Below are 14,280 nucleotides of genomic sequence, written 5' to 3' on the forward strand. Positions count from 1 at the left end.
TTGCAATTATTTTTTAATAAGGGAGTGAATAATTTGGTAAAAAAATATGGCAAAGAATATTTTTTAGGTGCCATTATTACTTTAGGAATTGTATATGGTGATATTGGAACATCACCTTTATACGTTATGAGTGCTTTAATCAATGATCAAGGTGGTGTAAGTCATATCACACCTGATTATATTATTGGCTGCTTGTCTTTGATTTTTTGGACATTGATGCTCATTACAACAGTAAAGTATGTAATCATTGCAATGCGAGCAGATAACCATGGTGAAGGTGGTATCTTCGCACTTTATGCCCTAGTTAAAAAACGGGCAAAATGGTTGATTGTCCCCGCTCTTATTGGTGGAGCTGCTATTTTAGCTGATGGAACATTAACACCTGCTGTTACGGTTACTACTGCTATTGAAGGTTTAAAAGGATTTAAGTTTGGAAACTTCATTCCTGTTACTAGCCAATCAGATGTTGTTTTAATTACTATTACGATCCTTTTAATTTTATTCCTAGTACAACGTCTAGGAACAAGTTCAATTGGAAAAACTTTTGGATTTGTAATGGTATTTTGGTTTGGCTTTTTAGCTGTATTTGGTTTTATGAATATGTGTAAAGACTTTACAGTATTAAAAGCTTTAAATCCTATCTATGGGGTAAAAGTACTTTTTAGTTCTCAAAATCGAATGGGAATTTTTATTTTAGGAAGCATTTTCTTAGCTACAACCGGTGCTGAAGCTCTATATTCTGATATGGGTCATGTCGGTCGAAGAAATATTTATATCACTTGGCCACTCGTTTATTTATCATTAATGTTAAATTATTTTGGTCAAGGTGCATGGATTCTTCAACAAGTAAAACATCAAACTATAACTACAAACATTAATCCTTTTTATGATATGCTACCTCATTCCGTATACTTAATCGGTGTAATTATTGCTACATTAGCTGCTATTATTGCTTCACAAGCCTTAATCACTGGTTCTTATACATTAGTTGAAGAAGCAATCGGTTTGAAGATTCTTCCACGTTTAAAAGTTTATCATCCAAATGTTTTAAAGGGACAAATTTATATTGGTGTTGTTAACTGGATTTTATGTGCTATTACTTTAAGTGTTGTCTTCTTCTTCAGAACATCCGAACATATGGAAGCAGCATATGGTTTAGCTATTACCTTAACAATGTTAATGACAACCTTCCTTCTCTTTGAATATATACGTGGAAAATGGTCAACTCCTCTAGCTATTACTTGTTTGCTTTTCTTCGGTTCAATTGAAACGATATTCTTCATTTCAAGTTTAGTTAAATTTGTTCATGGTGGTTACGTAACTGCTTTAATTACTGCTACTTTAATTTTAATCATGGTAATTTGGTATTATGGAAATCGAATTAGAGATGACCTAATGGATGCAACTGAAGAAGTTTGCCTTGATGATTACGTAGACCAATTAGTTGAATTATCTCAAGACGAAAGTATTCCTTTATATATGAGTAATCTTGTAATGTTAGCAAAAGTTAAACCAAATCGTAAAATTAAACGTGAAATATTATATTCAATTTTAGATAAACAACCTAAACGTGCAAAAGTATATTGGTTCGTAACTGTTAACACAACTAATGAACCTTATACAAATTACTACACTGTTGATATGATGGGTACTAGAAATATTGTTAACTTGCAATTATATCTTGGATTTAAATCAAATCATAGTCTGAACCTTTATCTCAGACAAATTGTTAATGATTTAATGGATCAAGGAATAATTGATGAACAACCTCAAGAGTATACTACTACTCCTGGTCGTAAAGTTGGCGATTTCGTCTTTGTTCTTATTCGTGAATTACTATCACCAAATACTAATTTAAAAGCTTGGAAACGATTCTTGATTTCGGCAAGAATTTGGCTTCAAAATCATTCAACAACCCCTGTTCAATGGTTTGGATTAGAATTTAGTGATGTGCGTGTAGAAAACGTTCCATTGTACTTAAAGAAACGTCAAATGCCATTTGTAAATCAAAAAGAAATTCTAAATACTGTTTCTCAAAAAGATGATGAATAAATTTAAAAATCCTAGGCAAATTAGCCTAGGATTTTTTATTTTACTTTTTATATAAAAAATAAAAAGCTGTGATGATTCACAGCTTTTTTGATTATGAAGTAAATATTAACGTTTACTAAATTGTGAAGCCTTACGAGCCTTCTTAAGACCTGGCTTACGACGTTCTTTCATACGAGCGTCACGAGTCAATAAACCATTCTTCTTCAATACATCGCGGAAGTCTGGATCTACTTCAAGTAAAGCACGTGCAATTCCATGACGAGTTGCACCAGCTTGACCTGAGAAACCACCACCGTTAACATTAACGAAAACGTCATATTGACCTTCTGTTTCTGTTACAACAAATGGTGTAACCATAACTTGACGTAAGTTTGCAAATGGAATATATTCTTCTGCTGGTTTGCCGTTCATCGTGATCTTACCTGAACCAGGAACTAAACGAACACGAGCAACGGAATTTTTACGACGGCCTGTGCCTTGATATTGTACTTGAGCCAATTTAAAATTCCTCCTAGATTAAGTTTGTGATGTCTAATACTTCTGGTTGTTGTGCTTCATGCTTGTGTTCTGCACCACGGTATACATGTAACTTCTTAAGTTGTTGCTTACCTAAAGTACCTTTTGGAAGCATGCCACGAACTGATAATTCGATTAATTTTTCTGGATCTTTTTCACGGTAATCACCAGCTGTACGTGACTTCAATCCACCTGGATGTAATGAGTGGTGGTAATATACTTTCTTGTTAGCTTTGTGTCCTGTTAAAGCAACTTTTTCAGCATTGATTACAATCACAAAGTCACCTGTATCAACGTTAGGTGTAAATTGTGGCTTATTTTTACCACGTAAAATTGAAGCAACTACAGTAGATAAACGTCCCAAAGGAATATCTGTAGCATCTACTACATACCATTTACGTTCTACTTCACCTGGTTTTGCAATATATGTTGTACGCACGGTTAAATTCCTCCATTTATTATGCTTGTTTGACATACAATAGTTTTAACGGGGCTATTGTGGGGCAAACAATACCAAATACTATATTACGATTATTTTATTAAATAGTCAATGTCTATCAGCTTTTTTTTACTCTAATCGTAAAATACTTTTTTTAAATATAATCCTGATGCAGGTGCTGTTTCACGTGCTTGGTTTCGATCTTTTACTTCATACAATCTCAAAAAATCGTGAACTGGTCTTTTGCCACGACCTATTTCTAATAAAACGGCTACCATAATTCGAACTTGATTATATAAAAAACCATTTCCAGTAAATTCAAATATAATTTCTTTTTCGTCCTTATTTTCACGAACAGTTGCATCATATATTGTTCTTATATGATTTGTTGCTTGACTACCTGAAGCAACAAAACTTGAATAATCATGTGTTCCTACAACATCTGGTAATGCTTGCTCAATCAATTTAATATCAATTGGATATTTATAATGACCGGTATAATTTCGCTTAAATGGATCAACAAAATAAGTTTGACTTACTCGATACATATAACATTTTCCATGAGTTGTATAACGTGCATGAAAATCATTTGGAACAATCTCACACTCTTTTACTACACAATCTAAAGGTAATAAACTATTTAATGCTTTTAGCATGCTTTCAGCACTCATATCGTGTGGAAAGTCAAAATGAACTACTTGACCTAATGCATGTACCCCTGAATCTGTTCTACCAGATCCAAAAACATTGATATAGTCATTAGTCTTACTCATTTTATTGACTGCCCGCTCTAAAACTCCTTGAACTGTCCTTTGATGTGGTTGTACTTGAAATCCCGCAAAATTAGTTCCATCGTACGCAATTGTAATCTTATATCTTTTAACCATTTCTATCCTCTTAAAATTAGTAATAAAATTGTCATTACACCAAATATACAAAAAGCTAGCGTATCAATATTATGCCAATGTTGCAACCTATATTTTGTTCGATTGGGACCACCTTGATAACCACGTGCTTCCATTGCAACCGCTAAATCTTCTGCTCTTTTTATTGAGTTTACAAATAATGGTACCAAAATAGGAACTAACATTTTAGCTTGATGAATTAAATTTCCCTCACCAAAATTAACTCCTCGTGAACGTTGAGCATTCATTATTTTTTTTGTTTCATCCATTAAGGTTGGAACAAAGCGTAATGCAATAGAAATCATCAATGCAATTTCATCCACAGGTACTTTTAATTTACGCAAAGGTTTCATTAAAGCTTCTAACCCATCTGCTATTTCTAAAGGTGTCGTTGTAGCTGTCAATAATGTTGACATGAATACAATTAAAACAATTCTACAAAAAATATAAACTGCATTTACAATCCCATAACTTGTTAATTGAAAAATTCCCCAATGGAAATATACTGTTCCACCACTTGTAAAAAATAATTGAAGTAGAACTGTAATCAATATTAAACCTATTAATGGACGAACACCCTTTATAAAAAATTTCAAATTAATTTTAGAACATAATACACAAGCAAAAGTAAATATAGTTAATACAGTATAAGTTTGCCAATTATTACATAGAAATATTATTAAAATAAAATATAAACTTAAAACTAATTTTGCACGTGCATCCATTTGATGAACAAATGATTTCCCCTCAATATATCTTCCAAGAATAATCTCATTCATTACTGTTACCTCTTTAATTTATTACTTAATTTTTGAGCTAAATCGTCAACTGTCAAAGGTATAGATTCAAATTTTATATTGCCTTGCGACAAATACATTGCGAATTCAGCTGCTTTAGGTAAGCCAAGATGATGTTCATATAACCATTGTGGCTGATTAAAGAAATGATCAGTTGTTTCATGTTTTAATAATTTTCCATTTTCTAAAGCTATTACATGATCTGCAAAATTTGCTACATCATCCATATTATGAGTAACTAAAATAATAGTCATATTTCTTTCTTTGTTTAATTGTTTAAAAATATGCATTATTTCTTTTTTCCCAACTGGATCTAAACCAATTAAAGGTTCATCCAAAACTAATATTTCTGGATTCATTGCTAAAATTCCTGCCAATGCCACTCTTCTCATTTGTCCACCAGATAATTCAAACGGAGAACGTTCAAGTAAATCATTGTCTAATCCAACAATCTTAGCTTTTTCGATTGCAATTTTCTTAGCTTCTTTCTCATTTTTACCGAAATTCTTTGGAGCAAATTCAATATCTTTAAGAACAGTTTCTTCAAATAATTGAGATTCTGAAAATTGAAATAAAATTCCTACTTTATGTCTAAGTTCATTTAATTGCTTATTTTTTGTTTCATTTGTTATTGATACCCCATCAATGATCACTTGTCCATCTGTAGGTTTTAATAATCCATTGAGATGTTGAATTAATGTTGATTTCCCACTTCCAGTATGACCAACAATTGCTGTAAAACTTCCATCCTCAATTTTAAAAGAAATATCATTTAATGCTTGTTGCTCAAATGGCGTATTAATTTGATATGTATAACTTACATTTTTGAATTCAATTCCCATAACTTATCAGCTAATTCCTTTTCATTTAGATAACTATCTGTAATTTCAATTTGATTGTTACTTAATGCAATAGATAATTTCTCCGCAAATGGCAATTCTAACCCTATTTCAATTAACTCATTAGGATTATTAAATATATTTGAAGGTGTATCATCCATTAAAATTTTTCCTTTGTTCATTACAACTACTCTGTCTGCATCAACAACTTCATCAACATCATGCGTAATTGCAATAACCGTAAAATGGTATTCTTCTTTTAGCTCATGAATCAATTTCAATAAATTACGTCTTCCTTCAGGATCTAACATACTTGTTGCTTCATCTAAAATAACAATTTTAGGATGAATAGCTAAAACACCAGCAATTGCAACCCTCTGCTTTTGCCCCCCTGATAATTTAGAAGGCTCATGTTTCTTAAACTTGTCCATTCCAACCATTTTAAGTGCCTGATTAACTTCACTTACCATCTCTGAATGACTTATATTTCGATTTTCTAAGCCAAATGCCACATCATCTTCTACATTAGCTCCTACAAATTGATTATCCGGATTTTGAAATACCATGCCAATATTAGAGCGAATATGCCAAATATTTTCTTCATTAACTATTTGTCCATCTATTGAAATACTACCTGTTTTAGATTCAAGTAATCCATCTAGTAATCTAATAAATGTACTTTTTCCACTACCATTCGGCCCAATAATTGAAACCCATTCATCAGGCTTAATCATTAAATCTATTGGGCCTAATTTAAAATCTTCATATTCATAAGTTAAATTTTCAACTTCAATTATTGACTCCATCTTAGAAACCTTTCTGAACAAATTAATTAAATTATAGCACATTATTATATGCCTCATGAACAAATTCTAAGTGTTGTAGAAAGATTGATAATAAAAAAATACGAGATTGTAAATAAACATACAATCTCGTACATAATAAATATAAAAAACGCACAATAAAAGAAACAATATCTTAGTAAAAAAAATCACTTTTTATAACGATTTTCATACTTACGTATTACTTAGGACTAGACTAGGTTTCCCAACATCGTAACGCCCGTTGTCGTTATAAAAGTGACACAAAACATTAACTTTTATTTTATCAAATTAAAATATTAGTCAACTAATTCAAGAACTGCCATCTTGGCTGCATCGCCACGACGTTCTTGCATCTTGATGATTCTTGTATATCCACCATTACGATCTTTGAAACGAGGTGCAACATCATCAAATAACTTTTGTAATGCTGTTTGAACTACGATATCATCGCCATCTTCTTTAACATCAGCAACAACATCCATTAAGTAAGCAGCAGCACGACGACGAGATGCTAAATCACCTTTTTTACCTAAAGTGATCATTTTTTCAACTTGACGACGAACTTCTTTAGCACGTTGTTCAGTTGTAACAATCTTGCCGTTTACAATTACATCTGTAGTTAAATTACGTAACATTGATTTACGATGTCCGCTTTTACGACCTAATTTACGGTAAGCCATGAATAAGTTTCCCTCCTTTAATAATTAGTCATCATGACGCAATGAAAGACCTAAGTCAGCTAATTTAGCTTTAACTTCTTCTAATGACTTACGTCCTAAGTTACGAACTTTCATCATATCAGATTCAGTTTTATCTGTTAATTCTTGAACAGTATTAATACCTGCACGTTTCAAACAATTGTATGAACGAACAGATAAATCTAGATCTTCAATCGTCATTTCAAGCATTTTCTCTTTATGAGTTTCTTCTTTTTCAACCATCATTTCAGCATTCTTTGCTTCATCTGTAAGGTTAACAAAGATTGATAAATGCTCTGTTAAGATTTTTGCTGACAAACTGATTGCTTCTCTTGGAGAAATTGAACCATTTGTCCAAACATCTAATGTCAACTTATCATAATCATTCTTTTGACCAACACGTGTTTTTTCTACTTGGTAGTTTACACGTTCAATTGGGGTATAAATTGAGTCGATTGCTAAAACACCAATCGGCATATCATCTGCTTTTGCTTTGTTTTCAGCAGCAGAAACATATCCACGGCCTTTATTAGCAGTCATTCGAACATGGAAAGAAATTCCATCAGCAACTGTACAGATGTACAATTCTGGATTTAAAATTTCTACATCACTGCCACAGTGAATGTCACCTGCTTTAACTTCTTTAGCACCTGTCACATTAATTTCAAGTGATTGAGGTTCTTCAGAATCAATTTTTAAGGCAACCTTCTTTAAATTTAAGATAATTGTTGTAACGTCTTCAATGACACCTTCAACAGTTGAAAATTCATGTAAAACGCCATCAATTTGAATATCTGTGATTGCAGCACCTGGTAATGATGAAAGCAAAATTCTTCTTAAAGAATTTCCTAAAGTTGTACCATAACCACGTTCTAACGGTTCGACAACAAATTTACCGTAATCTTTGTTTTCTTCAATTGTGTGAATCTTTGGTTTTTCGAATTCGATCATTCTATTAGTTTACCCCTTTCAAAACGTAACGTGTAATCTGGCAAAAACAAAATGAAGTTACCCTCAAAATGAATACTAATCCACATTAAACACGACGACGTTTTGGAGGACGGCATCCGTTATGAGGAACTGGTGTAACGTCTTTAATTGATGTTACTTCCAAACCAGTTGTTTGAAGAGCACGAATTGCTGCTTCACGACCTGAACCAGGACCTTTAACAGCAACTTCAACTGTCTTCATTCCATGATCCATAGCACCTTTTGCTGCAGCTTCTGAAGCCATTTGAGCAGCAAATGGTGTAGATTTACGAGAACCCTTAAATCCAAGAGCACCTGCTGATGACCATGCAACGGCATTACCATGAACATCTGTAATCATAACAAGTGTGTTGTTAAATGTTGAATGAATGTGTGCAACACCGGTTTCAATATTCTTCTTTACACGGCGCTTGCGTGATTTTCTAACAGCCATGAAATCAATAACCTCCTTCTAATAAATATTATTTCTTCTTACCTGCAATTGAAATTGCTGGGCCTTTACGTGTCCGCGCATTGTTCTTAGTATTTTGACCTCGAACTGGTAAATGACGACGGTGACGCATGCCTCGGTATGAGCCGATTTCTGAAAGACGTTTAATATTCATTGATACTTCACGACGAAGATCACCTTCGACTTTGTAGTTATCAACTTCTGCACGGATCTTATCTTCTTGATCAGGAGTTAAGTCACGTACACGAACATCTTCTGATACACCGGCAACAGCTAAAATTTTCTTAGCTGTTGTATTACCGATTCCATAAATGTAAGTTAATCCGATTACGATACGCTTGTCACGTGGTAAATCGATACCTGCAATACGAGCCATTACAATTACACCTCCTTAATATTAACCTTGACGTTGTTTATGCTTTGGATTGCTGCAAATTACCATAACGCGTCCTTTACGCTTAATAACTTTGCAGTGTTCGCACATTGGTTTAACTGATGGTCTTACTTTCATGAATCATACCTCCTATAAATTACTGAAGTACAATCTATTTAAAGCGATAGGTAATGCGACCCTTAGTCAAATCGTAAGGGGACATTTCAACGGTAACCCGGTCCCCAGGTAAAATACGAATATAGTGCATACGAATCTTACCGGAAACGTGAGCTAAAATTTCATGTCCATTTTCGAGTTCAACTTTGAACATCGCATTTGGCAACGTTTCTTTGATCGTACCTTCAATTTCAATCACATCATCTTTCGCCACGCAAAAGTACCTCCTTAATATGGTTTTCATTACTTGAAACGAAAACGATTTGTCTTCGCTGATCCAGTAGCTTTTGCGGCAAACTAGACCTATTGAAAAGATAAACCTGAATTATGATATCACATAAGTCAAGTTTATGCAAGTTTATATTGAATTAACTATAATTATTTGATACTATCTAATACCTTTTTAATTTCATTAAATACATCATCAATATCTTGATTTCCATTTACTTCATGCAAAATACCTTTTTCACGATAGAAATCTAATAATGGTGTATTCATTTTAATATTTACTTCGAGACGATTCTTCACAGTTTCTGGCTTATCATCATCACGTTGGAAAAATTCAGTACCACCGCAACGATCACATACACCTTCAACTTTTGTAGGGTTGAACAATTTGTTATATGTGGCACCACAGTTTTTACAAATGTAACGAGCTGTTAAACGTTCCATAAGTGATTCAGGATCAACATCAATATTGATTACACAATTTAAAGGTTTACCTAATTCATTACCAAAAGCATCTAAAGCTTCAGCTTGTGCCATATTTCTAGGAAAGCCATCAAGCATGTATCCATTATTAACATCATCTTCACTTAACCGCTCTTTTACAATTCCGTTAGTTACTTCATCGGGAACTAACTCACCCTTATCAATATATTTCTTAGCTTCAATTCCCATTTCTGTACCATTTTGCATTGCAGCACGGAAAATATCACCAGTAGAAATATGAGGAATATGATATTCATCAATAATTTTTTCTGCTTGGGTACCTTTACCTGCACCAGGAAGTCCCATTAACATTAAATTTAATGACATAAGTTCTCTCCTTAAAAAAATAAATTCACAATTAATTATACCGCAATCTAATATCACTTAAAAGTTAAAATATAAACAAAAAAAGGAATGCCTTCGCATTCCTTCTATTTATTCACGAATAAATCCAACGTATTCGCGCTTCATCATCATACCTTCAATTTGCCGCATAGTTTCAAGTGTAACACCTACAACAATTAGCAAACTAGTACCACCTAATCCAATAGATTCGCTTAATCCCCAAACATTTGATGCAACTAAAGGAATTAATGAAATAAATCCAAGGAATAGTGATCCAACAGTACTCAAACGCATCAATAAACGAGAAACATATTTTTCAGTTTCTTTTCCAGGCCAAACAGATGGAATGTAACTTCCTTGCTTTTGTAAGTTTTCTGATAACTTTTCAGGATTTACTTGAACAAATGCATAGAAGAATGTAAATACAATGATAAGAATTGTATATAAAATCATTCCAGATGTTGTCTGCATATTGAAAACATTTGACATAATTTGGAACCATTCATCACCAGAATGAGCACTCGTAAATGCCATTAATATAGTTTGAATTGTTGCAATGAATGAACTTGCAAAGATAACTGGAATAACTCCAGCTACATTAACTTTTAATGGTAAATATGAATTTTCAGTAGACCCTGCCACACGACGAGTATATTGAATAGGAATTTTGTAATTAGCTTGTTGCACATATGTTACAAAAGTAACAATTGCTAAAATAACTAATACTAAAACTACACAATATAAAACAGAGTTCCAAATCTCATCTTTACTAATATTGACAAATTCTTCCTGGTAAATTTGCTTTATTCCGTCAGGAACACGAGCAAGAATACCAGCCATAATGATAATCGAAATTCCATTACCTATACCGCGTTCAGTAATCATATCGCCTAGCCATGTTGAAAACATTGTACCAGCAGTTAAAATAGTACCAATACACAAATAGGTTTGAATATTTGGATTTTCAACTAAGTTTAAACTACTCAAAGCGTTGAATCCAGCTGTAATTCCAATTGATTGTACAAACGCAAGCACAATTGTCAAATAACGGGTAACTTGATTCAATTTACGCCGTCCAACTTCACCTTGCTTACTCCACTCTACAAATTTAGGAACAATATCCATTTGTAAAAGTTGAACAACAATTTGGGCGGTAATGTATGGTGAAACCCCCATTGCCAAAATTGAATAATTAGTCAGACCGCCACCACTGAAAGTATTTAACATACTAATTAACCCTGAAGATGCAACGCTAGTTAAAGCTTTAGCGTTGATCCCAGGGACAGTAATGTATGTGCCTAAACGAAATACAATCAAGACACCCAATGTAAATAAGATTTTCTTTCGAATTTCTTTATCAGCAAGGGCGTTCTTCATTGTCTTAAGCATCTATTACATCACCTCAATTTGGCCGCCTGCTGCTTCGATGGCTTCTTTTGCTGATGCAGAGAACTTGTTAGCCTTAACAGTTAACTTCTTGTTCAATTCACCATTTCCAAGAATCTTAATACCATCTTTTTCATTTTTAACGATACCTGATTCTACCAACAATGCTGGTGTTACTTCAGTACCATCTTCAAATTGATTTAATTTTTCAATATTAACAACTGCATATTCTACACGGTTGATGTTATTGAAACCGCGTTTTGGCATACGACGGAACAATGGCATTTGACCACCTTCAAAGCCCAAACGAACTTTTCCACGAGCCTTTTGACCTTTTTGTCCACGACCTGCAGTTTTACCGTTACCTGAAGAAGTTCCACGACCAACACGATTTCTTACTTGACGTGAACCTTCAGCTGGTTTTAATTCATTTAATTTCATTAGGTTCAGCACCTCCCTCTAACTAAATATTGACTATTTAGCCAATTCAACGTCCACTAAATGATTGATTTTTCTAATAGCACCGCGCATAGCAACGTTATCAGGAACAACAACAGAGCTATTTACACGACCAAGGCCTAAGCCTTTAACGATTTCGCGTTGCTTTTGAGGACGTCCGATGACTGAACGAACTAAAGTTACTTTCAATTGAGCCATAATTTAAGTCCTCCTTATTCTGCTAAATGTTGAACAGATACTCCACGTAATGAAGCAACTTCTTCAGCATTTTTCATTTGTGATAAACCATCCATTGCTGCACGAACAACGTTGATTGGTGTATTAGAACCTAATGATTTACTTGTAATATCACCGATTCCTGCAAGTTCCATAACGGCACGAACCGCACCACCAGCAGCAACTCCAGAACCAGCTTCAGCTGGTTTTAACATAATACGACTACCGCTGTATTGACCGAGAACTTCGTGAGGAATAGTAGTTCCAACTACAGGAACTTCGATTAAGTTCTTACGAGCAGCGTCAACAGCCTTACGGATTGCTTCTGGTACTTCTTGAGCTTTACCAGTTCCAAAACCGACATGACCATTGTGATCACCGACGATAACTAAAGCAGCAAAACGTAGACGACGTCCACCTTTAACAACTTTTGTAATCCGGTTAATAGCAACGACACGATCTTCTAAATCTAATTGAGCTGGATCAATAAAAGCCATAAACGTTATTTCCTCCTTCTATTAAAATTCTAAGCCATTTTCGCGAGCAGCTTCAGCTAAAGCTTCTACACGTCCATGATAGAGATATCCACCACGGTCAAATACAACTTCTTTGATGCTTTTTTCCACAGCACGTTTAGCAACTAATTCACCAACTGAAACAGCTTGTTCAGTTTTTGTGTTGCCTTTAACTTCACTGTCTAAAGTAGAGGCACTAACTAGCGTCACACCCGCTACGTCATCAATTACTTGAGCGTAGATGTTTTTGTTTGAACGATAAACATTTAAGCGTGGGCACTCAGCAGTACCAGAGATTTTATTGCGGACACGCATATGACGTTTTTGACGTGTCTTGTTCTTATCTGGTTTTGAAATCACGATTTTCACCTCTTAATTATTTTTGAACAGCTTTATGCTGCATTATTTACCAGTTTTACCTTCCTTACGACGTACATATTCGCCAACATAACGAATACCTTTACCCTTGTAAGGTTCTGGTGCACGAACTGCACGGATACGAGCAGCCATGTCACCAACTAATTCACGGTTGATACCTGAAACAACGATTGATGTAGCTGATGGAGTTTCAAACTTAACATCATCTGTTTGTTCAAATTCAACAGGATGAGAGTAACCAACATTCAATACAAGTGTGTTACCCTTCATTTGTGCACGGTAACCAACCCCACGTAATTCAAGTTCTTTCTTGAAACCTTCTGTAACACCTGTAACCATGTTATTGAAGTTTGCACGAGTTGTACCATGAAGTGCTTTTGTTTTACTATCATCTGATGAACGATCGAAAGTAACTACATTACCATCGATTTTCATTTCAATTTTATCAGAAAATTCACGAGTTAATTCACCTTTTGGGCCTTGAACAGTAACTTTGTTACCGTCTTGTGTTACCTTAACGCCTTCAGGTAATGTAACTTCTTTATATCCAATACGACTCACGAGTCGGACACCTCCTTACTCTTAAAAATATTACCAAATATAAGCGATTACTTCGCCGCCGATTTTCTTAGCACGTGCATCTTTATCTGTCATTACACCTTCAGATGTTGACAAAATAGCGATTCCTAAACCGTTAAGAACCTTTGGCACAGCATCAGCTTTAACGTATGAACGTAAACCAGGTTTTGAGATACGACGAATACCTGAAATTACGCGTTCACCATTTTTACTATATTTCAAGAATACGCGGATAATGCCTTGTTTATTGTCTTCAATGAATTCATAATCACGAATGAATCCTTCGTTCTTAAGAATTTCAGCAATATTCCGTTTAATGTTTGATGCAGGTGCTTCTAATGATTCATGTTTTGCCATGTTAGCATTACGAATACGTGTTAAGAAGTCTGCAATTGGATCAGTCATTGCCATATTATTTTGCCTCCTTTACTTACTTATTATGGATTACCAGCTAGCCTTTTTCATGCCAGGGATTTGACCCTTATGAGCAAGTTCACGAAGGCAGATACGACATAATTTAAATTTACGATATACAGAATGTGGTCGACCACAACGTTCACAACGTGTATATTCTTGTGTTGAGAACTTAGCTGGACGTTTATTCTTTGCAATTTGTGACTTTTTAGCCAA

22 protein-coding genes are annotated in these 14,280 nt (G+C 34.2%); 1 reads left to right on the top strand and 21 read right to left on the bottom strand.

From position 1 onward, the window contains the following. Positions 1 to 24: 24 nt before the first annotated feature. Positions 25 to 2,052: a KUP/HAK/KT family potassium transporter gene (locus tag QPK35_RS05465; protein ID WP_290032969.1), complete on the top strand. Its 2,028-nt coding sequence runs from the start codon at positions 25 to 27 to the stop codon at positions 2,050 to 2,052. 105 nt (positions 2,053 to 2,157) lie between these two features. On the opposite strand, the gene rpsI is transcribed toward QPK35_RS05465, so the two are convergent. From rpsI to QPK35_RS05570, 21 genes are all read right to left on the bottom strand, one after another. Beyond that, positions 2,158 to 2,550, bottom strand: a complete 393-nt coding sequence (rpsI, locus tag QPK35_RS05470; protein WP_290032970.1) for a 30S ribosomal protein S9 — start codon at positions 2,548 to 2,550, stop codon at positions 2,158 to 2,160. Positions 2,551 to 2,563: 13 nt separating this feature from the next. Then, the gene (rplM, locus tag QPK35_RS05475) at positions 2,564 to 3,007 is read right to left on the bottom strand and encodes a 50S ribosomal protein L13 (RefSeq protein ID WP_290032971.1); all 444 of its coding nucleotides are present in this window, start codon (positions 3,005 to 3,007) and stop codon (positions 2,564 to 2,566) included. 134 nt (positions 3,008 to 3,141) lie between these two features. Next, complete coding sequence (gene truA / locus QPK35_RS05480) at positions 3,142 to 3,894, bottom strand: tRNA pseudouridine(38-40) synthase TruA (RefSeq protein WP_290032972.1); 753 nt, start codon at positions 3,892 to 3,894, stop codon at positions 3,142 to 3,144. 2 nt (positions 3,895 to 3,896) lie between these two features. Then, on the bottom strand, positions 3,897 to 4,691 hold the full coding sequence (locus QPK35_RS05485) for an energy-coupling factor transporter transmembrane component T family protein (RefSeq protein ID WP_290032973.1): 795 nt from the start codon (positions 4,689 to 4,691) through the stop codon (positions 3,897 to 3,899). Between the two features lie 5 nt (positions 4,692 to 4,696). Next, positions 4,697 to 5,551 (bottom strand): energy-coupling factor transporter ATPase, encoded by an 855-nt coding sequence (locus QPK35_RS05490; RefSeq protein ID WP_290032974.1) that lies wholly within the window; start codon positions 5,549 to 5,551, stop codon positions 4,697 to 4,699. Beyond that, positions 5,527 to 6,354, bottom strand: a complete 828-nt coding sequence (locus QPK35_RS05495; RefSeq protein WP_290032975.1) for an energy-coupling factor transporter ATPase — start codon at positions 6,352 to 6,354, stop codon at positions 5,527 to 5,529. The genes QPK35_RS05490 and QPK35_RS05495 overlap by 25 nt, the downstream gene beginning before the upstream one ends. Positions 6,355 to 6,668: 314 nt before the next feature. After that, positions 6,669 to 7,052: a 50S ribosomal protein L17 gene (gene rplQ, locus QPK35_RS05500; protein WP_290032976.1), complete on the bottom strand. Its 384-nt coding sequence runs from the start codon at positions 7,050 to 7,052 to the stop codon at positions 6,669 to 6,671. Positions 7,053 to 7,076: 24 nt separating this feature from the next. Beyond that, complete coding sequence (locus tag QPK35_RS05505; RefSeq protein WP_290032977.1) at positions 7,077 to 8,021, bottom strand: DNA-directed RNA polymerase subunit alpha; 945 nt, start codon at positions 8,019 to 8,021, stop codon at positions 7,077 to 7,079. 85 nt (positions 8,022 to 8,106) lie between these two features. Continuing rightward, complete coding sequence (gene rpsK, locus QPK35_RS05510) at positions 8,107 to 8,493, bottom strand: 30S ribosomal protein S11 (protein WP_290032978.1); 387 nt, start codon at positions 8,491 to 8,493, stop codon at positions 8,107 to 8,109. Positions 8,494 to 8,521: 28 nt separating this feature from the next. Next, entirely contained in the window at positions 8,522 to 8,887 is a 366-nt protein-coding gene (gene rpsM, locus QPK35_RS05515; RefSeq protein ID WP_290032979.1) for a 30S ribosomal protein S13, read from the bottom strand. Positions 8,888 to 8,908: 21 nt separating this feature from the next. Further along, a complete protein-coding gene (gene rpmJ / locus QPK35_RS05520; protein WP_003689393.1) occupies positions 8,909 to 9,022 on the bottom strand; it encodes a 50S ribosomal protein L36 in 114 nt (37 codons plus the stop codon). A 34-nt stretch (positions 9,023 to 9,056) separates the two neighbouring features. Continuing rightward, positions 9,057 to 9,275 carry a translation initiation factor IF-1 gene (gene infA / locus QPK35_RS05525; protein ID WP_003692975.1) on the bottom strand — a complete coding sequence of 73 codons (219 nt, stop codon included), beginning with the start codon at positions 9,273 to 9,275 and terminating at the stop codon, positions 9,057 to 9,059. Between the two features lie 164 nt (positions 9,276 to 9,439). Beyond that, positions 9,440 to 10,099 (bottom strand): adenylate kinase, encoded by a 660-nt coding sequence (locus QPK35_RS05530; protein WP_290032980.1) that lies wholly within the window; start codon positions 10,097 to 10,099, stop codon positions 9,440 to 9,442. 108 nt (positions 10,100 to 10,207) lie between these two features. Continuing rightward, the gene (gene secY / locus QPK35_RS05535; protein WP_290032981.1) at positions 10,208 to 11,506 is read right to left on the bottom strand and encodes a preprotein translocase subunit SecY; all 1,299 of its coding nucleotides are present in this window, start codon (positions 11,504 to 11,506) and stop codon (positions 10,208 to 10,210) included. A gap of 3 nt (positions 11,507 to 11,509) precedes the next feature. Further along, the gene (gene rplO / locus QPK35_RS05540) at positions 11,510 to 11,944 is read right to left on the bottom strand and encodes a 50S ribosomal protein L15 (RefSeq protein WP_290032982.1); all 435 of its coding nucleotides are present in this window, start codon (positions 11,942 to 11,944) and stop codon (positions 11,510 to 11,512) included. 33 nt (positions 11,945 to 11,977) lie between these two features. Then, complete coding sequence (gene rpmD, locus QPK35_RS05545; RefSeq protein ID WP_290032983.1) at positions 11,978 to 12,160, bottom strand: 50S ribosomal protein L30; 183 nt, start codon at positions 12,158 to 12,160, stop codon at positions 11,978 to 11,980. 14 nt (positions 12,161 to 12,174) lie between these two features. Continuing rightward, on the bottom strand, positions 12,175 to 12,675 hold the full coding sequence (rpsE, locus tag QPK35_RS05550; protein WP_290032984.1) for a 30S ribosomal protein S5: 501 nt from the start codon (positions 12,673 to 12,675) through the stop codon (positions 12,175 to 12,177). A 21-nt stretch (positions 12,676 to 12,696) separates the two neighbouring features. Continuing rightward, complete coding sequence (gene rplR / locus QPK35_RS05555; RefSeq protein WP_290032985.1) at positions 12,697 to 13,062, bottom strand: 50S ribosomal protein L18; 366 nt, start codon at positions 13,060 to 13,062, stop codon at positions 12,697 to 12,699. Between the two features lie 33 nt (positions 13,063 to 13,095). Further along, complete coding sequence (gene rplF, locus QPK35_RS05560) at positions 13,096 to 13,632, bottom strand: 50S ribosomal protein L6 (RefSeq protein ID WP_290032986.1); 537 nt, start codon at positions 13,630 to 13,632, stop codon at positions 13,096 to 13,098. A gap of 30 nt (positions 13,633 to 13,662) precedes the next feature. Then, positions 13,663 to 14,061 (bottom strand): 30S ribosomal protein S8, encoded by a 399-nt coding sequence (rpsH, locus tag QPK35_RS05565; protein WP_290032987.1) that lies wholly within the window; start codon positions 14,059 to 14,061, stop codon positions 13,663 to 13,665. A 33-nt stretch (positions 14,062 to 14,094) separates the two neighbouring features. Next, a complete protein-coding gene (locus tag QPK35_RS05570) occupies positions 14,095 to 14,280 on the bottom strand; it encodes a type Z 30S ribosomal protein S14 (protein ID WP_290032988.1) in 186 nt (61 codons plus the stop codon).

Origin of the sequence: Ligilactobacillus cholophilus (assembly GCF_030389495.1) — a bacterium.
Lineage (GTDB): Bacteria > Bacillota > Bacilli > Lactobacillales > Lactobacillaceae > Ligilactobacillus > Ligilactobacillus cholophilus.